Consider the following 22,476-nt stretch of genomic DNA (forward strand, 5'->3'; position numbering starts at 1 on the left):
CAATCAACTTCTTTCAAACCGTCTTCTCATTAAAATTAAGGCGAAAATTGGTGCCCCAATCAAGGCTGTAATGACACCAATCGGCAATACCGCTGGTGCAATAATGATGCGTGATACGAGATCCGCTAAAATCAAAAAGGCGGCACCGGCCAGAATGGATAGCGGCAATAAATGCTTATGATCTGGCCCCCAAAGGATCCGAATAAAGTGGGGAATAACGAGACCGACAAATCCGATCGTTCCAGATACTGCAACTGCCGCGCCTGTCAGAAGTGAGCCAGCGATCAGGACATTTAATTTTTTCCTTTCCACGTTGACACCTAAGTGCTTGGCTTGGTCCTCACCGAAGGACATTGCGTTGAGTTCTTTTGCATGCAACAACAAAATGACCGTACCAATTATAAAAAATGGCAGGATAATCCCAACATACTCCCATCCTCGCATCGCTACACTTCCAAGGAGCCAGCCGATAATTTGTCGTAATTCTTCACCAGTAAGAGCAATCATTAAAGAGATCATTGCACCAAGAAACGAACTGAAAATAACGCCCGTCAAAATAATCGTCTCAACCCTCATCGTACGGTCAACCTGTCTTGCAAAAAACAGCACTAAAAATATCGTTATAAATGACGCCATTATACTTACGACAGGTAACGTATACAAGCCGATGAACGGTAAGCTTAAATTAAAAAACAACGTTAACACCGCACCAACACTTGCACCAGAGGACACACCGATCGTATATGGATCTGCGAGCGGATTACGAAGAAGCCCTTGAAAGGCTGCACCAGCGATTGCAAGTGAAGCGCCGACTAGACCGGATAAAACGACACGCGGTAGCCTAATATTCATAACGATATTTTCATGCATATCAGCGACATGGGCTGCAAGTGGGGTTTGGAATATGTTCGACCAGATGATATTCACAACCGATAAAATTGGGATATGAACCGTTCCAATGGATATTCCCATTAGAACGGCCCAAACTAAAGCAATCACTAGTAGCGGATACGCAGCGATTCGTCTAGTCTTGGAAAACATCAGGATAGATCGCTTTGCCAAGTACTTTTGCCCCTTCGACTAAACGGGGGCCTGGTCGACTGACAAGATTTGTATCGACATCATAGATCGCATCATTTTGAATCGCTGTCACATCTGACCAACCGTCTCTGTCAGCAACCTCAGCATGTGGGTCTGCAACATAATTGCCATATGTTGTAATGATGACATCCGGGTTAAGCGCGATAATGGCCTCTTGATCGAGCATCGGCCAGCCTTCTTCGCCTCCAGCTGCATTTGTTGCGTTAATAACGTTTAGCAGCTGGTCAAAAAATGTCCCTTTTCCTGCTGTATAGATTTCCGGTGATGGGGAAATTTCTATAAAAACTTGTTTGCGATCTGCCTCAGGAATGTCTTTTGTTTTTTCTTGCAAAGCAGCTAAGTCGGCTTGCATGCTCGTGACAATTTCCTCAGCTTTTTCATATGTGCCTGTTGCTTTACCAAGCATTGTAATATTGTCATATACCCCTGCAAAATCCGTTGGCGTCGGCACGACAAGAACCGTCATACCTGAATCACGCAATTGCTTGATCGCCGCTTCAGGATTACCGGCTTCAGCTAAAACAAGATCCGGATCAAGGGCAATGATCGCCTCAATATTGAGCTCAAGCCCGCCTACTTTTTCTTTTTCAGTCGCAGCCTCTGGATAATCGTCGTGATCGGACACACCGACAATTTCCTCATCTAAACCAAGTGCAAAAGCGATCTCTGTATTACTTGGAATCACCGATACAATTCGCTCAGGTGCTTTTTCTATCGTAACATCCTCACCTGACGCATCATTAATTGTGTACGGAAAAGCTGATGCTTCGTCTTCTGATTCGGTCTCGTTGTTATTAGCACCATTGTCTTCTGCTTGTTCTGTACCATTATCATTTGTAGCGTTATTATTTTCGGATTGATCATCATCACTTCCACAGCCTGATAACAAACCTAATACAACTAATATTGAAACGAATAATAAATGAAGCTTTTTCACGTCATGTCATCCTCCTTAAATGGTCCTTAAACATAAAAAAACACCCTCTACAAGCTGATGTAGATGGATGCAGACTGCAAAATATAATATATTTTGCACATACTCGGCCTATGTTACGACATACCTTTAGACCGAACGCTACACCTCCCTATCCTCGTAGGTTACATTGGCGTATCAGACATAGGCAGGTCTCCTGGCTCTTGGCACATTAACAGCTGGCGTCTTCCCATGCAACCGAAGCACAGTGACATCGTTGCAGCTGTATGACCAATTACAGTGGCGGGACCGCGTAGGCATTTCACCTAACTTCCCTTTTAAGACTTATTTATCTTGATTTGATAAATAAGCACACCTTATCTGGTACTATGTAATTGTTCTCTTTGAGTATACTATAGTTTCATAAATTGAGAAAGAGAACGTGCATAAAGATCATCAAACTAAAATGCATAGACGACCGTACCTTTAAATTCCAAAGCATCACTGGAACAAATGGCATTGATTGTATACAGAAACAATGACTGTCATCCCTAAACAATGGTGTCTATTTGGAAATCATTTGGAATAAAAGGAAGGTTTAATCATTAGGAATACCGTACAGTTAGTATGACATCTATGTGTGTGGCAGGCGCGTATGCGGCTCGAGCGGGCGTTATGCGTCGGGAGAGGCGCGTATGCGGCTCGATCGAGATTTATGCGGGGGGAGAGGCGGATATGCGGCTCGTTTAGGTGTTATGCGTGGGGAGGGGCGGATATGCGGCTCGAGCGGGCGTTATGCGGGGGGAGAGGCAGATATGCGGCTCGAGCGGGCGGTATGCGTGTGGAGAGGCGGATATGCGGCTCGAGCGGGCGTTATGCGGGGGGAGAGGCAGATATGCGGCTCGAGCGGGCGTTATGCGTCGGGCGAGGCGCGTATGCGGCTCGATCGAGATTTATGCGGGGGGAGGGGCGGATATGCGGCTCGTTTGGGCGTTATGCGTGGGGAGGGGCGGATATGCGGCTCGTTCGGGGGTTATGCGTGGGGAGAGGCAGATATGCGGCTCGAGCGGGCGTTATGCGTGTGGAGAGGCGGATATGCGGCTCGAGCGGGCGTTATGCGTCGGGAGCGGCAGATATGCGGCTCGTTCGGGGGTTATGCGGGGGGAGAGGCAGATATGCGGCTCGAGCGGGCGTTAGGCGTGTGGAGAGGCGGATATGCGGCTCGAGCGGGCGTTATGCGTCGGGAGAGGCAGATATGCGGCTCGTTCGGGTGTTATGCGTGGGGATCTGTATATATACGGCTGAATCATTTTTTATCCGTTCCGCTCATTTTCAACATTGTACAAAATACCTAGATATGGTTATATTTTTCATCATATCTGTTAATGAATAGGTAGGGAATGAACGGTGTGCAACTAATTGGGATGCCATGTCGTCTAACGAGATAGACGCAATAGGAGGCTGGTGAAGTGTAATGAGAAATATAAAGCATATGAGTGCGGTGTTGCTCGTGAGCGGGGCCATACTTTGGAGTGGTTGTGGGTCAGGGGCAGATATGAATCAAGATGAGGACAACAAACCTGTCATTTCTAATGATGTCGTTTATGGAGCATCGGACTATACAAAAATCGTTACCGCTAACAATGATCTGGGCTTCAAGCTTCTATCTGAAGTCGAACCTAATGACGACGACAATACATTCATCTCTCCAACGAGTTTATTGATGGCACTATCGATGGTGTATAATGGCGCTGACGGCACAACAAAAGAAGAAATTGCACAGGTTCTACAATCAGACGGCATCGATCATCATGCGCTCAACGAAGCAAATGCATCACTGCTTGCAGCAATTCACAAAAGCGACGATAACATGTTGTTAAACGTCGCCAATTCTATTTGGCTCAATGATAAATATCGCTTTCAGACCGATTTTTCCCAAGCGAACAAAGACTACTTTAACGCGGAGATTAAAGCGATCGATATAACAGATCCCGATTCTCCAAAACAAATCAATGAATGGGTGAAGCAAGCTACAAATGGAAAGATAGAAGACATTGTAGAGGCGCCACTCAGTCCAGCATTGGTTACACTTTTAGTCAATGCCATTTATTTTAATGGAGAGTGGACGTATGAATTCGATCCAACATTAACAAAAAAAGACGCATTTCACACAAGTGATGAAAAGATACAGGATGTCCCGTTCATGACAATGCAAGAAAAAGTCCCTTATTTCGAAAATGAAGATTTTCAAGCTGTGTCCATACCTTATGGCGAAGGAGAAATGAGCATGAATGTATTTCTTCCTCGTAATGGTCGACAGTTGGATGAGATACAAAAAGAGATTTCAAATGAGGGTTGGAACGAATGGCGCAACAATTTTACTGACAAAGAAGGCATTTTAAAGCTACCTAAATTCAACATTTCTTATGAAACATCACTCCTTAAAGCACTAGGACAGCTAGGTATGCAAGTCCCATTCGATCCACAACAGGCTAACTTTTCGAAAATGGTTAAAGGAGATTCTCAGCTATTCATTAGTGACGTGATTCAAAAAACATATATTGATGTGAATGAAGAAGGAACAGAAGCCGCGGGCGTCACGTCAGTTGAAGTCAGGGAAACATCCGCATCAACCGAAGAACCATTTATAATGAACGTCAATAAACCGTTCTTAATAGCAATTACAGACAACGAAACCGGCATCATCCTATTTATGGGCCAAATTCGAAATCCACAAGCAGGCTCCTGAAAATCAATTGCTATACAACAATCCCGAACTCCGACGCAACATCATATAACCAAGCCTTCCATGGAGGCTAGGACATAATTAAAAGTTTAAATCAAGAGACGAAACAATGCTTAACATTAGCTCCGGAAATATACGTAGACTCCGGTGGGAGCAGAGGCCTAGGCGAGACCCCGCAGTGCGTGGGGAAGGAAGGCTAAAATCGCGACGACAATCGCCACGCCTTCATGACCAACTTCCTGTTGGCCCGAGGCTCACCAGCCGCCCACGGAAAGCGTAGTGTATTTCCGGAGCGGTTGTATTGTTCGTTTTTTCATTTAAACAAACCTCTTTTGCCCCAGTTTTGAGAGAGGTTGTTTTGCAATAGGCGGCTACACTTTCTCACCTTATCCACCAATTCCTCCCCACTCTATGAATCGCTTTGCAAGTCTGATGTTTAACCTTTAATATAGTAAATATATCCAAGTAAAATAATGTCATAGAAAGGAATTGGACCATGTATGAATTAATTGAACCCGATAGGCGAATTGCTGAGGATGCGGTCAAAGTGTGGCGCATCAGTAATACCATTACGCATTTAATCATTGCCCTCATCGGAATCGGCCTCATTACAGCTGGTTATTATTATGATTGGAAAAATTGGATCGTCATTATATTTTTTGTATTAGTCACATTAGATGTCCTTTTCGCCATCTGGGATATTTTCATAGAGCCAGTTCTTACACAACGCTATTGGCGCTACGATATCAACGCAGAATTCATCCAAATCAAGCATGGTATTTTCAAAATCCATCATACGATCGCGCCAATGACAAAAGTGCAATACGTAACCGCCCAGCAAGGTCCCTTACTCCGGCGGTATGGCCTACAAACACTTGAAGTTGGTACGATGAACACACCGATTAAGATACCAGCACTACCTAAAGAAGAAGCCATCGCACTGCGTGGACAAATTGCGGAATATGCCAAAATTAAGGAAGCTGAACACGTATGATTGAAATTACACGCATGCACCCGATGAAAATGATTGACGCATTAATAAAGCTCGTAAAGGACTCTATTTTTATCATCATCCTGTTATTTATTCTTAATATTGGTAGTGATGTATCAACCTTGATCAAAATTTTTCGAGTCGTTTTTTTCATTTATATCACAATCAAATTGTGTATGATCGTGATTGAATGGCAGAGAACAACGTATGAAATAAAAGATGAAACGATTCATATTAGAGGTGGCCTTTTCCAACGCACGCACAAAACGATTCCACTATATGAGATTCAAAACATCACATGGGATACACCTTTATATTATCGCATGTTTCAGCTGACATCTTTAAAGCTGGAAACAAGTGCAGCGTCAGACAGTGCAACCGTCAAGCTTGAAGCGATCAAAACCGATCGTGCTCAACAAATTGAGGAACTGGCCACACATTTTAAAGCACAGGACATTTCAACTGATACAGATATGCATGAAGAGGTTACAGAAGCCCCTTCACAAACCGTTAATAGCAATCCGGACGCGTATGCACAATTAGAGGGTACTGCTCCTATCCTATCAGAAAAGCAGCGGACCATACATTTTACACCAACAAAAAAAGATCTCATTAAAGCATCATTCCTATCTTTTAGCTTTTTAGCACTTATTCCACTGCTCGCTGTTGGCTATCAGAATTTGGAACAATTCATCGATGTCGACAAACAAGCTGAAGGCGTTTTAGCTTTTTTAACACAATCATGGATCATAACAACGATCGCCATCATTCTACTGATCGTCATTGCTTTGGTTTTTGGCATCGTTCATACATTTTTGAAATACGGAAAATATGAGATTGCTTCAGATGAGGCGCGGATTTTTATACATCGAGGCGTATTGTCGGAAAAAGCTTTCTCGATTCGAAAAGCAAACGTTCAAGCGATCCAAATCACACAAAATCCTTTAAAGAAGCTACTCGGACTAGCTGAAATAAAGCTTATTAGTGCTGGAAGTATGGATGATGAGTCTGATGATGTGCGTACACTTTATCCTTTTTTACCGATCAAGCATGCGAACAACTTGATGAGTGCCCTTTTACCTCATCTTCCTATGAAAGAAGCAACAGAAAAGCTACCGAAGAACGCATTTTATTTACGCATGATACGTGTTCCATGGCTTTTAATCATTGCGGCAGCATTAATAATCTGGTTCAAAAGTAATTGGTGGCCTGCAATAATCGCACTATTCATTGTGACCTATGCCAGTCGTTTATTTGCTTACCGAAACACATGTTATATATGGGACGAAACAGGCATTCATTTCAAAATGGGGGGCTTGTGGACACAGCATTTTATCACAAATCGGAAAAAGATTATTGAGATCGAAATTGAACAAAGCTGGTTTCAGAAAAAGTTAGGGCTTGCTAACATCACTACTGTCAATCGGGTTAAACCTGCCCATCAAGAAAGCTTAGAAGATATCCCCATTGAAGCTGCACACCACTTTAAACAGTGGTATGTTCAACGATACAATGATGTTGAAGTGAAGATAGAAGCTGATTGATTTGGTGGTGGAGGTAGAGATGCGGTGTTGGTGCATTGTAAATGATACTCGATGACATCTTAGGTTGGAAATTTGATGTTGGGTACAAGCTCTTTGAAGTCCCTGGACGTTAAATTTAGAAACAGGAGCGCTGATGTGGACGCACGAACGGTAATGCTTTGTGTAAATCCGCTGAAGCGCTTTTTCTGTAACGATTATGCTGAGTGGTCGATATTTGACGTTTTCTTGGAAACACTATTAAAAGGATGAGCGTTATCGAGAGACCAAACCTCTTCAGGTGAAAGGAGCGCAACAACTATGCAGATCAAACAAAACAAATGGAAGCTTGCAGCAACAATCGCAATTCCCGTCGTCGGTGGCACCATAATCGGCCAATTTGCAACTCAAACGGCTAAACATAAATACAAGAAACTCAAGCAGCCCGCTTTTGCCCCACCTGCATGGGTGTTTCCTGTCGCGTGGACAACGCTGTATACAACAATGGGGATTGCGAAATATACGTTTGATCAACGGTTGAAGCATCACGATTTGCAACGTAAAGGGAACATCGCCTACAACACCCAGCTTGGCCTGAACTTCTTATGGTCGTTTTTATATTTTCGCTGGAACCTTCGAGGAACAGCTTTTATCGAAGCGGCTATGATGTGGTCGGCTATCACCCTCACCACCTACTACTTTTATCAAGCACGCAAGACGTCAGGTCATTTAATGATCCCTTATATAAGCTGGGTCACATTCGCACTTGGTCTCAATTATGCGACTTGGCAGTTGAATAAGGAGGTGTGAAAAGCTGGCATCTGATCAGTGGCGTTTTTCGGGAGGCGTCGTTTAGTATAACAGAAGGAAAAAACGGCTTCATAACCGTCAAATGATACAAGTGATATAAGATGATAGCAGAAGTAGGAAATATACTCTATAAGGTGGCTCGGAAAACAAACGTTTATCCGGTCACGTTGATCATTTAAACTTCTCTTGTATTTCTTTAATTCGTCCACCATAGTCATTCGTCTCATATGAAAGTTTCTTAAGAACAAATTCATGAGTGTCTGTTTTGTCTTCAAGACGCTTAAAGTGACTTCTGCTTTCAGTGGAGAGGTTGTCCACTTTTTCCTCAAGGGTATCAAAACGTTGGTCCACTTTATCAAAGCGTTCATCAACTACGTTAAATCTTTCATTCATCTCTATTTTCATGTCATTCATATCAGACTTCAAAGTATTCATATCAGATTTCACGGTATCCATATCTATTTTCATGCTATCCATATCTGTTTTCATGGTAACCATATCTGTTTTCATGCTATCCATATCTGTTTTCATGCTATCCATATCTGTTTTCATGCTATCCATATCTGTTTTCATATCACTCATATCAGACTTCATATGACTAAATTCTGTCGTTAAGCCTTGAACCATTGCAAGTAACTGATCCATTTTTTGTTCCATCCTATCGTCCCTCCTCTCATAATTTTGAGTAGCATAACTTTTGGTCGCAACATATTCATCAACTATTATGCCTCTATTCTATTTTACAACACAGATATTAAAAGAACAAGCGTTCCTATACATTGTTTATGATGAGAATATGACTTCAAATGTTAACCTATTGTGAGCCGTAGCAGACTTGATTATGGTTGAATAACGTTCATTGATTATCGTGTCTAACTCTTATTCAATATGAAGCCATTTGTTTTCTGCGCCTTCTAGCCATTCCAACTCAAGCTCGAGCTTATGTTTTCCGTTTTGTTCCTCGACCTTCACTTCAAGTTCTACCTGAGATGATGGCGCGATATGGTGCGCTTTCCCGCCGTGCGTGAGTGTAAAGGATTTCTCGTCTTTCAGCTTCGTAACGATCGACTCAAGAAATTGAACTGCGTGATCAAGTGACATCTTTTCTTCATAATCAACATGAACGACTTTCGGTTTCCTTGTGGTCATGAGCCTCACTCCTCACTCTTTGTCACTTTAATTATAAGCGACGGCCACTAAATTGTCATGTTTTATTACAAAAATCTGTCTTTTATCGTTCACTTAATTGCTTTACATATTGTTGGGCTGCTTCATACGTAGAACGCGACGCAATCTGCTTTATATACTCAAGCATGTCGGTGTGGCTAGCAAAATCAATCCGTTTCTCCCTTTCAACAAGCCCTTGGGCATTGATCCACTTCTTGCTCATCCGCTCTTCCGTAATAGATATAGTACCAGCTGAAAATGTCTTGGCGATCAGAAGTGAGTTTGTAAACGGTGAGTCGGGGTGGGTATGTATCATCGTCTTTACACGATTAATATCATCGAATGCAACTGGAACGGGATGAAAGGCATACCGCAGCATCCAGCCATCAGCTGTTTTTTTCTCCGATACAATCGAACCGCGCTCTGTTTTTTCTGTTCTCAGTCGGAATACCCCTGAAGGTGCAGAAACTGATGGACCATCAAGCTTGAGTGGCTGCAAGGATAGATTGCTTCCTGAACCACTGTCCAGTAGATACATATCATTACCTTGAAAAAACAAGACAATTGTATGCGTGCGATCAATAATCCAGCCCGAATCAGACCATACCGTTGCAGCAGCAAGTGTTACGTCAAACCCAAGTGACTGCAAAACGAGAAAAAGTGTGCTATTGAGTTCATAACACAGACCGCCTCGCTTCTTCAGAAGAATATCGTTTTCTAAAGTGGCCTCAGTAAGGGGGGCGTCATGACCTAGCAACACATCAAGATTTTCAAATTTAAACGTGTTGGCAAATACCCGTTGTACACAGGCCAACCTTTCAAAATCTTCCTGTATTTGAAAATAGCCGAATTCAACTAATTCCTGTTTCAAAATGTCCTTCATCCATCGTCACCTTCCGTTTATCGTTAAACATAGTGTAGCAGGTTTTTCCATCGTTTGGTACAGCATTCATCTAAGACAAAACATAACCACCGAACAAACAGATTGCATCGTTCGGTGGTTGCTCACTTGATATGTGATGATGTCTAATCTTTTACAGGCAGCTGTCTTCGTTTTTAGTAAAACACTCTAAGTGATCGATTGCAAATTGTTTAAACGAGCGCGGTTGTCGTCCAGTCAGTTGATGAAAATCATCAGTCACATCCTTTGCTGTGCCTAGCCTCGTCATGACATACAACGCGACGGTTACATTTACGTAGTCCTTCGCCAGTCCGCGTTCTTTCATATAATGTTTTCTATATTTTAAAAGCCCAGGTTTAGCATAGCGAATCTCTCGTCCGGTGACCTCTGTCAATATCTCAGCAACCTGATCATAGTCCAAAGCTTCACGCCCCGTAATCGTATGGGCTGTATGGTGATACTGGTCAGGATCATGGAGGATCGTCGCTATGGCAAGCCCAATATCCTCTGCATCAATAAAGCTCGTCTTGCTCTTACCAGCAGGAACAAACACTTCATTGCGCTCCCGTATTTCAACTGAATGGATGCCCGATACATTTTGCATAAAAAAACCAGGCCGGATATGCGCATACGGAATACCTGATGCTTCAATATACTTTTCAATTTTATGATGCGGTGGAATTGTATTTTTTTCAACACCCATAAGTGATAAAAAGGAAACGAGCTTAATCTCTCTAGCTTTCATGGCGTCAATGAATGGATACAAGTCTTCAGGCTTACCGAGGTGAGGTGGCCGCATTAAATAAACACGATCTACTTCATCGAGCGCTTGTTCAAACGTTGCTTCATCGGTGAAATCTAAATAAACAACCTCTACCTTTCCATTAAACATGTCCGTTAAGCGATCTGGCGACTGTCCAGCCGCAACAACGTGTTCATCCTTTTTGAGCAATTCCTCTACGACATACCGCCCGACATTTCCAGACGCACCAGTTACAAGAACTTTCATACGTTAACCTTCTTTCGATTAGATTGTATATACATGATATTGGTAAAGATATGCCAGCCCACGTGAGTAGACCAGTCTATATAATTAATACTAAAAAAACATTACTTTAGCAGCACAGGCACCTGCTTGGCAACGAGTCGGAGCGGTTCTGAATGTCCCATCGTAAACGACGTTAGAAAAGCACCTTCGAGCATTGCATTGATGACAACACTCAACTCTTCAGCGCGCTTTTCTTCATAGTCTGCTTCGATTAATTTATTCGCAAACATACGTTGAAACAGCTGATACGACGCCTGACATTCCTGTCTTAACCGCTCACTAATTAGCGATGTTTCCAATGCAATTGAAGCGATTGGGACGCCAGCTTTAAACCGTTCTACTTCAAATAGATCAGCCATATTTAAAATGAAGCCTTGAAGCGCCTCGACTGGATCAGATGACACATTTAACCCTTCTGTAATTTTATCAGCAACAAACCGTGCTGTTGCCCGAACAGATTCCATCGCCAGTTCTTCCTTGCCACCTGGAAAGTGATAATACAACGAGCCCTTTGGCGCACCGCTTTCTTTCGTAATCTGATTAAGCCCTGTTGCATGATAGCCTTGCAGCTGAAACAGCTTCGAAGCGGTTAAAATTAATTTATCGCGGGAAGTTGATTTGGGATTCATGTGATCACCTCTTTTTGCTTTAAAATACGTTCAATATCTACAAATAACTTATGGATGAGTGCTGAAGAGGTAGAAAGTGCAAACGCAAAACAATATCTACACTCCTGTCAGCACTACCTTAATCAAATAATAGTTAATCTGCCTCACTTTTATTATTTATTATTTCATTTAACATGAATTCACATAGTTTAAAATCAAATTCGCTATCGATATCTAATGACCTTTCCTTAGGCATTAGATACCCTACTGTTTCAGATTGAATAAAAGATCTATGTTTCTTTAAACTATCAGGTGTTGATATATATATAGCGCCATTTAGATTATATAACTTTGGCCCATCCTGCCTTCTTACAGGCGTATCTTCAGAATTCAAAAAGGGGATTATTTCATCATTGTCTTGAATCCGATACATCCAATAAGGACAGTTTTCTGACTCTGTTACTGAAACTAAAGATGTCTTATTGTTTTTATGAATTTTTTCAATCGCTGTATCAATGTCATGAATGCTTCTTAAAGGTGATGTTGGTTGCAGCAACATTACATAATCATAGGTTGGAACTTGCTCTAACGCATGAAGGATAGGAGCAACTCCTGGAGTATCGTCCATAGCTAATTCTATTGGTCTCTGAAATGGTACCTCACAGCCAAATTCTTCTGCAACCTTAATAATTTCTTTATCTTCAGATGATAAAATCAGACGATCTATATATTTTGATTTCTTGGCTTCTTCTATGGTCCAAGCAATAAGTGGCCTTCCGGCAAGTGGTTTTATATTCTTTCTAGGGACTCCTTTTGATCCACCTCTAGCAGGTATTATGGCTAATACGGTCTTTCCATTTATCATTTAAACACCTCAGAAAATTCCCCATTCGCTTTTTCAAAATCATCTACTCTGCCAATATCCATCCAATATTCCCTTATCGGAAAGGCTGATACTCTTTCATTGTGTTTTATTAGTTTGTTAAAAAGATCTGGCATATCAAAAAAAGTATCTGTCGGAACGTGAGTAATAGTCATAGGGTCTAATACGTATATACCAGCATTGACAAAGCTCTGATGAATTGGCTTCTCTTTTATAGACATTAATCGATCATTATCCACTTCAATAACTCCATATGGAATTTGATAATTATGCTCTCTAACACAAATCGTTGCTAATGATTCCGAGCTATTATGAAACTCTAGTAACTGCTCATAATTAATATTCGTCAGCAAATCTCCATTAATGACAAAAAAAGGTTGTGACGGTCTGCTTTCTAGTAATGAGAGCGCACCTGCAGTCCCCAATCTTTTTTCTTCATCAATATATGTTATATTGACGCCTAAGAAACGACCGTCTTGAAAGTAATCCTTAATTTGCTCTTTTTTATAATTTACAGTCAATACAAAATTGGTGAACCCATAGCTTTTAAAGCTTGAAATAATAGTTTCTAAAATTGGTTTGTCACCAATTTTCAACATAGGCTTAGGTGTGTTATTTGTTAGTGGTTGTAATCTAGTTCCTAAACCTCCAGCCATAATAACGACCACATTTTCTTTTGAGGCTACTTTATCTAATTCATCTGAAAAAATGATCTTGTTTACTTGTCCTTTTTCATTAACAACAGGTAATTGCTTAAGATTGTTTTGCTCAAGTATCCTTTTATAAAATAGTAAGCTTTTCCCTTCTGTTTCATAAATAGGCTCCCTATTCATGATCTGTTGTGACGTTGCCTCTAATGCAAGGCCTTTTAGAATACCTCTTCGTATATCGCCGTCCGTAATTGTTCCAAGTAATTTATTCTCTTTATCAACGACTACCGCAAATTGTCGAGCAGTACGATCAATAATTTTCATCGTTTCTATAATACTAGTTGACGGCTTTACTAATAGTTGTGTCCACTTATTCATCGTTCCACTTCCTTAGCAGGGACTCCGTACGCTTTACTATTTGACTTAATATTTTTTAGCACAAGAGATCCAGCACCAATTAATGTAGAGTTTCCTACTTTTACATTTTGAATAATTGTAGATCCAGCTCCAACATGTGACGCATCACCAACAGATACTGATCCTGAAATTGTAACACCTGGAGCAATGTGACAATGGCTTCCAATTTGAGTATCATGGTCGATGCTTACTGACGTATTTATAATAGTATTATCGGCTACTTGAGCAAATGGTTGAATAATTGCACCAGCCATGATTTGAACTCCTTCACCTAATTTAACAGTACTAGAAATTGTTGAATTAGGATGAATGACCGATGAAAACACATAATTGTTCCGCCTAAAATATTCAAACAGTGCTTTACGTTGGATTACGCTAGAAGTAGAGCCAATCCCATTAACTAAGTGAACATCTCGATGATTATATTGGAAAACAGCATTATCTCCACCAAGATATTGTATATCATAATAATTAACTTCCTCAGTAGGAGCTGTAAAACCAATAATGTCTCTATTGTTAAATCTCAATATATCTGTTATTACTTTTGCATGTCCACCATTTCCAAGTATAATAACCGGCTTAAGATCCATGTCTAAATCATCTCATCTTTTTCATAGTTTCTGGTTGCAGTCTTTCCGATACAGTCCCAATAGTAATAAGGTGCCACTCCAGTCCCAGGACGTTTGACCGTTAAGTTATTTGAGGAGAAAGTTTCTCCACGTTTAATTCGACATGATGCCACTAAACTCTTTCTTGCTACTTCTCTATTCTTTAATTCTATTTCTATAGGCTTTTTCTCCCAATCACCTAATGCCTTTTCTGTTATTCTAATAGATTCCACCATTTCCTTTAATTCAAGAGGATCTAGTGAGGCTTTATGATCAGGTCCATCCATTTTTTTATCTAGAGTAAAATGTTTTTCTATTATACAAGCTCCTTTTGCAACTGCTGCTACGGGCGCTATAATACCTTGCGAATGATCTGACAGACCAGTTGGCAAATCAAATTTTTCTTTTATGTATTCTATTGTATTTAAATTTATTTCTTCATATGGTGTTGGATATTCTGATGTACAATGCAAAATACTTACTTTTCCTTTTAATACGTCCTTTGCTTCCTTAGTTTTATAATATTGTCTGGCATTTTTAAAAGTGATATTTTCTTTTTTTTGATAACCATAAGCTAAAAAAGCAAGCGCATTGTGTATTTCCTCAACTGTTGCCATGCCGGTAGATAGAATTACATCCACACCCAGGTTTGCAATTTGGTATAAATAAGGTGCATTAGTAATTTCTCCAGATGCTATTTTCATAAGTGATAAATTCAAGTCATGAACTAAAAAATCCACACTTTCTAAGTCAAATGGGGTTGACAAAAACATAATACCTTTTTTATCGCAGTACTGTTTGAGTTCTATAAATTCTCTATAGCTTAATTCCAGCTTTTTAAGCATGTCGTATTGAGAAGAGACCTTGCCAATATTCTTTTTTTGATAGTCTGCTTGCTCTGCTGACTTAGTTACTAAATTTTCAGTTTTAAACGTTTGAAACTTTATAGCATCAGCTTGAGCATTAACTGCAGCATCAACAAGTTTAAATGCCAAGTCTAATGAACCGTTGTGATTGACCCCAGCTTCAGCAATAATAAATGTTTTCGTCATACTATTCCTCCATCGTAAAATGCTTTAACCGTCGACTTTATATCAGCTTGTTTCAATACGTCCTTTATCCTTACGGAAGTCTCACCTTCACCAAAAATTCTATAACTTAAACCTTCATCATTAAACTTAAACGATAAAGCCTTACGAATCGCTAAAGTGATCTCGTTAGGATTTGCTGCACAGTCTATAACTGAATTTGGTCTCGCTCTTCCTTTTTGCCTATTGCCAATGTTAACCGTTGGGGTATTTACATAGGCTGCTTCCAATAAACCACTTGATGAATTCCCAACTACAGCATCAGCTATTTTAAGAACACTTGTATACAAACGTTGTCCTAATGAATCGAACAATCTACTGTTGTGTGGATTTTGAGCGACGAAATCGTTTATCATTTCATTAATTCGCCGTCCTTCACTATCTGCATTCGCTTTAGTAAATATAAACGTAGCATCTTTAAACTCGTTTAATGCTTCCAATAGTTCATTTGTACCTTCACATGGATTTGACGCTAAGGTGGTAGGGTGGTGTGTGATTAATAATAATGGGCTGTTAAGCTTCATCATTAATTTACCTTCTATATCTTGTTTAGTATATAAATTCATCTTTTTTATTGTTTCTACACCTAACGCACCCACATTATGTACTCTTTTATAATGTTCTCCGAGCCTTATCACTCTTTGTCGATGTTCCTCAGTGGTCACAAAGTGGAACGTACTCATCTTCGTTATTGCATGTCTTATTGAATCATCATATGCACCATGTGTAATTTCCCCACCATGTATATGAGCTATTGGTATTTTTAAAATCATAGCTGATTGTGCACCAGCCAAAGCTTCAAAACGATCTCCTAAGATCACTACAATATCAGGCTGCAATCTTGATAAAGAGTCTGCAAAGCCTACAACACCCATCCCTAATGACTTTACAGTTCCTACCGACGTATCACTGGAAAGAAGCATTTCAACCTTTTCATCTATTACAAAACCGTCTTTTTCAATTTCTTTATACGTTAATCCGAATTCAGGCGACAGATGCATTCCGGTAACAATAAGTTGTAATTCTAGATCTGGATCACTTTGAATTTGGCGCATTAGCCAATAAAGTAAGCCATATTCTGCACGGGTACCTGTTACGACGCAAATCTTACGCTTGTCCACTATTGTCGCCTCCTAAATAAGGGCTACTTGGTAGATTAATAATTTCCTTTTGTAATTGGATTGTTATTGACAAATCAGACTTTTGACAATCAGCAAATGGTTGTAACAAATGAAGTGGCTTCCAAATAGGCCGAGCCATAATTTTCTCTTCATGCAATTCTTTAAGAACCTTTGAAAAATCATACCTTTCTTGATCTAATAAAATCGCTTGCAACCAATAGTTACTGTGAGAATCATTATTTTCCTTAAAGAGCTTAATACCAGGATACTCACGAAAGATCTGTTCGTATTTTTTTGTTAGAATACGCTTTTGGTGCAAATATTCATCTATCTGTTCTAGCTGTGCACATCCTAAAGCTGCATTTATATTTGGCATACGGTAGTTGTAGCCTATATCATCATGAACATAATCCCACGCATGGGGTAATTTAGCAGTGGTTGTAATATGCTTAGCATAATCAGCTAAATCATAGTCATTTGTCAGAATAGCACCACCACCGCCTGTTGTAATGATTTTATTGCCATTAAAGCTTAAAGCAGCTACTTTACCGAAATTTCCTGTATGTTTTCCTTTGTAAAATGATCCTAAAGATTCTGCGGCATCCTCTACCACTGTAATATTATATCGACTACAAACGTCTATTAGCGGATCCATATCAACCGAGTGCCCAAAAGTGTGCATCGGAACAACAGCACGAATGATATTACCTGTAACTTTATTAACGCAGTTCTGCCCTTTCATAAAGGAGATTTCCTGTAAGTGTGCGTCCAGCTTATATGGATCCATCCCTAATGTCTCTCTTGATACATCAACAAAATGAGGCTCTGCACCACAATATGTTACAGCGTTGGCGGTAGCTACAAATGTCAAAGATGGTACGAGCACTTCATCAGCCGGCTTCACACCAACTAGTTTTAAAGCAACATGCAAAGCTGCGGTACCATTCATTACAGCAATTGCTCGCTCCACACCTGTATATTCTGCTAATTTTTCTTCAAATCTATCAACATACTTACCAACTGAAGAAACCCAACCAGCCTCAATACAATCCATTACATAAGCTTTTTCATTGCCTATAAAGCTTGGTTCATGTAAAGGGAGAATCTCTTTTTGTTGGTGTAATTTATGAATTTTTCGTGCGATATCTTTCCAAACATTATCCATTTTTAACATCTGCCTTATAAAATAATAATTACGATATTCTTTTAGATATTGTATATATCTGTTTTGTAGGCACCTATATGTTGACGGAAAAAATCTATCGTTTCGGCTAATCCTTCTTCAAGTGAGTAGTTTTGCTCCCATGCTGTTAACTCTTTTATCTTTTTATTTGAGCCAAGCAATCGATTCACTTCACTGTTTTCCGGTCTTAATCTTTGGTCATCACATATGATCTTTGCATTGGGATTGATCTGATGGATAAGCTCACTTGCTAAATCACCAATAGATACTTCCTGTTGGGTCGCGATATTAATTTCTTCACCGATTGTTTGTTCTGATTTGGCAATTTCAATAAATCCATTAACAGTATCTTTCACATAATTAAAATCTCTCGTTGGCGTTATTGACCCTAACTGTATTTCTTTTTTTCCTGCTAATAGTTGAGTTATAATCGTTGGAATAACTGCTCTTGCAGATTGCCTAGGACCATATGTATTAAATGGACGTACAATCGTTATTGGCATATCAAAACTTCTATAGAAGGATTCAGCTAAGCGATCAGCACCTATTTTTGTAGCTGAATAAGGTGATTGCCCCTGAAAAGGATGTTGTTCGTCAATAGGGACATATTGTGCTGTTCCATACACTTCTGATGTAGAAGTGATCAGAAGTCGAGATGTTTCCAATTCTCTTGCGGCTTGAAGAACATTTAAAGTACCTTTAATATTAGTATCTACATATGTATCTGGTGAGTGATAACTAAATGGTATAGCAATCAAAGCTGCTAAATGATAGACCTCATCCACATTTTTCATCGCTTGTTTTACACCATTTGGATCTCTAATATCACCAGTGAAAACATCAACCTGTTTCATGATCTCTGGAGGCAATGTGTCAAGCCATCCCCAGCTATTAAATGAATTATAATAAGCAAACGCCTTTACATTATAACCTCTTCTTACAAGGTCTTCTGTTAGGTGACTCCCTATAAAACCATCTGCACCTGTTACCAATATGTTTGACATACGACGACCTCTCTATCACTATTTTTATTTAATACCCATAACAGGTAATCCGCGATCATAACTTATTGAATAAATTCTGTTGTTATAATGAATCTCAATATTACTATCTCTAGAACAAGAATGATTGTGTAAGCTTTTTAAATATTGCTTGTTCATAATATCATCAAAAAGCTTGATAAAATCAGCCTTTAGACCATGGTTTGTCGAATAAAACATCTCATAGTCAATAGCTTCTTCATCAATAAGGTTGAATATACAATGATCTACACTGTTACAAAATCGTTCTTTTTCTTTATAGTTAACTAACGCATCTGCCACACCTTGATAAGCTATAATGAGCGTGTTATTCTCGAAGCCCTTATACAGCTTGGGGAGTGATAACAATTCTTTATCATAGTTTATTTGGCGTGCTAAATAATTAAACTCGGTTTGCAGCAATACGTTACCTTTTTGTTGGTTTACATATCGAGAAGCATAAAAATAACCGGGTTTTAACCACGCTGAGTTATCAATAATTAAAGAAAAATCATACGGTGCCATGCGATTACATAAGTAAGCAAGAAATGCTCCATGTGAGTGGCCATACGCAATAACGCGATCTTCATTATAGACAAACTCATTATCTCGTAATATGATTTTTACGGCATATAAAGCTGATAACAAATCTAGAGCTTGCATAAAACCCATGTCATTAAAAGAGGCTTCACTTTCATTTAACTGTTCCACAGCACCAACGATACATTCATAATCAGATAAACAAGCTAAGAGGTCCTGAGCACGATTCATATTGGGCCGCAAGCTCTCATAATCTTCTTTTGACATTATTTTTTCTAAAGCATCACTATTTTTCACTTGAATATTGTTCGCAGCTTGCATGTATTCACAGCCAAAATAGTCGCATTGAATTGTAACTAAATTGTGATGGTCAGCGAATTGCTCTCTCATTTTTCTGTAAACGTTTGATTGTGCTTTAGCTCCAAAACCAGAGATTAATAATAATAATCCAGTTTCATGATTGACACCCTGATTAGGAACAGAAAAATAAACATTTAAGTCCCTATTATATTGTTTACCTGTGTAAATATTAAAATGTGCTGGTATGGTTAATTCATGTGATTCAGCCAAAATAATCTCCTTTTGAATAAATCTATTGATTCAACTTAAAATTAACAGTTTTTATTATTTCCTCTAATTCTGCACTACCTTCTCTACACCTTTGAACAAACACCTCAACTGCCTTTACAACTTCCATTCCTTTTACAAATAAGTCTGGCTCACTGTTTAATCTCTTAATGTCATTTGATAAATATTCAACATGAACACGAATATAAAATGATAGGAAATTGCTATAATATAAGTTGCTGTTAAGATTATTGTATAACGTGTCAAATTGTGTAAGACCGTCAAGTACCTTTGATTTGTTTTTTACTTTTGTATGCGTATTAATTAATTTTAGCACGTTTTCAAAGCGAGTAAGTTGCTTGTGAAAGTTCTCTATATGTTTATGAATATCTTTAAACTTATCCTGTATATGACGATTGTCATAATTATTTTTAGAGTTTAACCACCAGGCTGTTTTTTCAATTGGTGTGTTGAGCGTATTCTTAATAACGTCTTCAATAGGTTGAAATGGCACGCCTTTTATCGCTGCGCCACCCTTTGTTGTGTTTATAAAGGTATTTCCTTTATAATGCTCAGCAAATTTTTCTATACTTAGACGCATACTTTCAAAAGAATGTGTTGTTTTAATATCATTACCATACACGTCTTTCGTAATTACTGCTTTATCAAGCTTAGTTTTATCCACAGTAGAATCTACATGATCATACTCAATACCTTTTGAATACAGACGGTCATAAAGATAACCCAAGTTTTGACCGGCAAATACGATTGGATTAGCACCTAGCTTATTTAAAATTTGGAACGCCATCACAGCGATAGAGGGTGAATCCAGGATGAGATCCTGTTCCAAATTCAATTGATCGCGTAAGAAATACAATGATGTCCGATCCTGTGATGTAATAAAATGTGCTTTAGGACCAGTGTATTTTTCAAGTGTTTCATAACCTACACTTGAGCCAAAGACCATGGGTATATCATCTATATTGTGAGCAATCATTTTCTCAAATACTTTCTGATTCAATGTTCCTGGGTCATATGTAAAAACAGCATCTGGTAATACGTCATATTCTATTAATGTATTTATAGCAGACCCAACTGAAAAAATGTATGCCAAGTTATTTTCTTTAATGTAACGAATATGTTCAATGTCTTCTGAAAGTGATGGACCTGCTGAAACGATGATTGCGGGCTTGTCTTTAAAGTCACTCTCTTCTGTGTCTTTTACAATATTAGGCGTTGCCAAGACTGTAGAGAAATTCATTAAACTGTTACTCACCCACGTTTTTTGGTAATTCATATTAGTATGTAAAGCTGTACGTCTGTTTAAAATCGCACGTCTGATATCGCTATGAAATTGGTCATACTTTTCTTTAGCAATGTTTTTATAGCTTGGCAAAGCGATAATCTGTATATTTCGATTACTTACATTAAACTCATTCAAATATGGTTTTGTAGTGGCACTATCTATATCCACATACAGATTTTTAATCTTCTTTGTTAATATCTGATCAAGTGGCCGATGACTGGTCATCTCGTAAAATATCTCTGGCAATGGTTCATAAAGTGAAAAGCTATGGTTTGGATATTGCTCAATAAATGCTTCAATATGATACCCCATGCCAATGCCATAAAAAAACACATGTGTATCGTCCGTAATCTTGTCCTGATGTGAGGCAATAACGCGTTCAGCCTCACGCACAGGGTCATACATACTATGAACCATAAGACTTTTCGACTCGTTTTCTTTAATACGTATCGTTTGCGAACCCGATCGTGATTCGATGACCTCAATATGCGTGTTTAAATCAGTTTCACGTTCTGCAAAATAGCGGCGAATATGAGGGTACCTCTCACGTAACAACATAATATTATCAATTAACATGTTTCATAGACTCCTTATTTTTAAGCGACTCTCCGATAACTCTTTCTAACCCTTCATAAGCAGGCGTAATTTCATATGCTAAAATATCGGTAATTAAAACAGTATCTCTTGTCTGAACCGCTTCAAGCAAGGGCACAAAACCACTTTCACAAGCTACAATGTGTTGATTAATTTCTTGCCAATGATCAGGCTGTTCTTCAGTAGCTTCCACATATGCTTTAAACTGTATAATCCACTGCATACCTTCCGCTAATTGATCAATACCTGTCCAAGTCTCATCATTAAAATGATCATAACTTTCATCCACGAGGTTTTTCAAAGCAGGAATGGCTCGCCCAAGATATCCATAAATTGAATCCATTGTTTCCCAGATCATTTCACTCGGGGTTTTTGTCACAATTTCGATAGCCATAATTTCATTGATACGTTCCTTGATGTAAGCTTCATGATTGTCGTATACCTCAACCTCATCAACAAGTAAATGACTAAACACAACATTCTCTTGCTCGATTAACTCACTGACTTTTATAAGTATTTGTTTGATCGCAGACGTATCATTTTCGAGTTCTGTGCGTTCTTGTTTATGTATTAATTGCATAGCAGCCTCCAATATGTCGGATTTTGTCGTTAGTATGTATATTAAATATTATCGGTTTAATAGATGCGAATTTCAATAGGGAGAATTTAATGTTCTTGTTTAATCACACGTCATG

The 22,476-nt window shown here is 39.2% G+C and carries 21 protein-coding genes and 1 riboswitch; of the genes, 4 read left to right on the forward strand and 17 right to left on the reverse strand.

The genetic code is table 11. From position 1 onward, the window contains the following. Nucleotides 1-3 precede the first annotated feature (3 nt). Together HPC67_RS04175 and HPC67_RS04180 are read right to left on the reverse strand one after the other, a co-directional pair. The gene (locus HPC67_RS04175; protein WP_425514295.1) at nucleotides 4-1,062 is read right to left on the reverse strand and encodes a FecCD family ABC transporter permease; all 1,059 of its coding nucleotides are present in this window, start codon (nucleotides 1,060-1,062) and stop codon (nucleotides 4-6) included. Continuing rightward, nucleotides 1,025-2,038 carry an ABC transporter substrate-binding protein gene (locus HPC67_RS04180; RefSeq protein ID WP_217586162.1) on the reverse strand — a complete coding sequence of 338 codons (1,014 nt, stop codon included), beginning with the start codon at nucleotides 2,036-2,038 and terminating at the stop codon, nucleotides 1,025-1,027. Before HPC67_RS04180 ends, HPC67_RS04175 begins: the two co-directional genes overlap by 38 nt. 165 nt (nucleotides 2,039-2,203) lie before the next feature. Further along, a riboswitch (cobalamin riboswitch) is annotated at nucleotides 2,204-2,409 on the reverse strand. A gap of 1,079 nt (nucleotides 2,410-3,488) precedes the next feature. Between HPC67_RS04180 and HPC67_RS04185 the strand changes: the two genes are divergently transcribed. From HPC67_RS04185 to HPC67_RS04200, 4 genes are all read left to right on the forward strand, one after another. Then, nucleotides 3,489-4,763, forward strand: coding sequence for a serpin family protein (locus HPC67_RS04185; RefSeq protein WP_217586163.1), 1,275 nt, complete (start codon nucleotides 3,489-3,491; stop codon nucleotides 4,761-4,763). A 493-nt stretch (nucleotides 4,764-5,256) separates the two neighbouring features. Continuing rightward, on the forward strand, nucleotides 5,257-5,754 hold the full coding sequence (locus HPC67_RS04190; protein WP_217586164.1) for a PH domain-containing protein: 498 nt from the start codon (nucleotides 5,257-5,259) through the stop codon (nucleotides 5,752-5,754). Further along, the gene (locus tag HPC67_RS04195; RefSeq protein ID WP_217586165.1) at nucleotides 5,751-7,295 is read left to right on the forward strand and encodes a PH domain-containing protein; all 1,545 of its coding nucleotides are present in this window, start codon (nucleotides 5,751-5,753) and stop codon (nucleotides 7,293-7,295) included. Before HPC67_RS04190 ends, HPC67_RS04195 begins: the two co-directional genes overlap by 4 nt. Nucleotides 7,296-7,592: 297 nt before the next feature. Beyond that, the gene (locus HPC67_RS04200) at nucleotides 7,593-8,081 is read left to right on the forward strand and encodes a TspO/MBR family protein (protein WP_217586166.1); all 489 of its coding nucleotides are present in this window, start codon (nucleotides 7,593-7,595) and stop codon (nucleotides 8,079-8,081) included. Between the two features lie 171 nt (nucleotides 8,082-8,252). On the opposite strand, the gene HPC67_RS04205 is transcribed toward HPC67_RS04200, so the two are convergent. The 15 genes from HPC67_RS04205 to HPC67_RS04275 all read right to left on the reverse strand — a co-directional run bounded on the left by HPC67_RS04205 (nucleotide 8,253) and on the right by HPC67_RS04275 (nucleotide 22,361). Then, nucleotides 8,253-8,738: a DUF3450 domain-containing protein gene (locus tag HPC67_RS04205; RefSeq protein WP_217586167.1), complete on the reverse strand. Its 486-nt coding sequence runs from the start codon at nucleotides 8,736-8,738 to the stop codon at nucleotides 8,253-8,255. Between the two features lie 222 nt (nucleotides 8,739-8,960). Further along, the gene (locus tag HPC67_RS04210; RefSeq protein ID WP_217586168.1) at nucleotides 8,961-9,230 is read right to left on the reverse strand and encodes an amphi-Trp domain-containing protein; all 270 of its coding nucleotides are present in this window, start codon (nucleotides 9,228-9,230) and stop codon (nucleotides 8,961-8,963) included. An 82-nt stretch (nucleotides 9,231-9,312) separates the two neighbouring features. Then, nucleotides 9,313-10,131 (reverse strand): arylamine N-acetyltransferase family protein, encoded by an 819-nt coding sequence (locus HPC67_RS04215; protein ID WP_217586169.1) that lies wholly within the window; start codon nucleotides 10,129-10,131, stop codon nucleotides 9,313-9,315. Nucleotides 10,132-10,282: 151 nt separating this feature from the next. Continuing rightward, nucleotides 10,283-11,158: an SDR family oxidoreductase gene (locus HPC67_RS04220; RefSeq protein WP_217586170.1), complete on the reverse strand. Its 876-nt coding sequence runs from the start codon at nucleotides 11,156-11,158 to the stop codon at nucleotides 10,283-10,285. Between the two features lie 101 nt (nucleotides 11,159-11,259). Then, a complete protein-coding gene (locus HPC67_RS04225) occupies nucleotides 11,260-11,826 on the reverse strand; it encodes a TetR/AcrR family transcriptional regulator (RefSeq protein ID WP_217586171.1) in 567 nt (188 codons plus the stop codon). 133 nt (nucleotides 11,827-11,959) lie between these two features. Beyond that, a complete protein-coding gene (locus tag HPC67_RS04230; protein ID WP_217586172.1) occupies nucleotides 11,960-12,670 on the reverse strand; it encodes an acylneuraminate cytidylyltransferase family protein in 711 nt (236 codons plus the stop codon). After that, a complete protein-coding gene (locus tag HPC67_RS04235; RefSeq protein ID WP_217586173.1) occupies nucleotides 12,667-13,716 on the reverse strand; it encodes a nucleotidyltransferase family protein in 1,050 nt (349 codons plus the stop codon). The genes HPC67_RS04230 and HPC67_RS04235 overlap by 4 nt, the downstream gene beginning before the upstream one ends. Then, nucleotides 13,713-14,345, reverse strand: a complete 633-nt coding sequence (locus tag HPC67_RS04240) for an acetyltransferase (RefSeq protein ID WP_217586174.1) — start codon at nucleotides 14,343-14,345, stop codon at nucleotides 13,713-13,715. Before HPC67_RS04240 ends, HPC67_RS04235 begins: the two co-directional genes overlap by 4 nt. 2 nt (nucleotides 14,346-14,347) lie before the next feature. Further along, nucleotides 14,348-15,415 carry an N-acetylneuraminate synthase gene (neuB, locus tag HPC67_RS04245; protein WP_217586175.1) on the reverse strand — a complete coding sequence of 356 codons (1,068 nt, stop codon included), beginning with the start codon at nucleotides 15,413-15,415 and terminating at the stop codon, nucleotides 14,348-14,350. Beyond that, nucleotides 15,412-16,572 (reverse strand): UDP-N-acetylglucosamine 2-epimerase, encoded by a 1,161-nt coding sequence (gene neuC / locus HPC67_RS04250; protein ID WP_217586176.1) that lies wholly within the window; start codon nucleotides 16,570-16,572, stop codon nucleotides 15,412-15,414. Before neuC ends, neuB begins: the two co-directional genes overlap by 4 nt. Continuing rightward, nucleotides 16,559-17,737: a LegC family aminotransferase gene (locus HPC67_RS04255; RefSeq protein WP_217586177.1), complete on the reverse strand. Its 1,179-nt coding sequence runs from the start codon at nucleotides 17,735-17,737 to the stop codon at nucleotides 16,559-16,561. The genes neuC and HPC67_RS04255 overlap by 14 nt, the downstream gene beginning before the upstream one ends. 41 nt (nucleotides 17,738-17,778) lie before the next feature. Next, nucleotides 17,779-18,759 carry an NAD-dependent 4,6-dehydratase LegB gene (locus HPC67_RS04260; RefSeq protein WP_217586178.1) on the reverse strand — a complete coding sequence of 327 codons (981 nt, stop codon included), beginning with the start codon at nucleotides 18,757-18,759 and terminating at the stop codon, nucleotides 17,779-17,781. A gap of 24 nt (nucleotides 18,760-18,783) precedes the next feature. Beyond that, nucleotides 18,784-19,884, reverse strand: coding sequence for a DUF2920 family protein (locus HPC67_RS04265; RefSeq protein ID WP_217586179.1), 1,101 nt, complete (start codon nucleotides 19,882-19,884; stop codon nucleotides 18,784-18,786). 22 nt (nucleotides 19,885-19,906) lie between these two features. Further along, complete coding sequence (locus tag HPC67_RS04270; RefSeq protein WP_217586180.1) at nucleotides 19,907-21,763, reverse strand: motility associated factor glycosyltransferase family protein; 1,857 nt, start codon at nucleotides 21,761-21,763, stop codon at nucleotides 19,907-19,909. Next, nucleotides 21,753-22,361, reverse strand: a complete 609-nt coding sequence (locus HPC67_RS04275; RefSeq protein WP_217586181.1) for a hypothetical protein — start codon at nucleotides 22,359-22,361, stop codon at nucleotides 21,753-21,755. The genes HPC67_RS04270 and HPC67_RS04275 overlap by 11 nt, the downstream gene beginning before the upstream one ends. Between the last annotated feature and the right edge of the window lie 115 nt (nucleotides 22,362-22,476).

Origin of the sequence: Lentibacillus saliphilus, from assembly GCF_019093865.1 — a bacterium.
GTDB lineage: Bacteria > Bacillota > Bacilli > Bacillales > Amphibacillaceae > Lentibacillus_B > Lentibacillus_B saliphilus.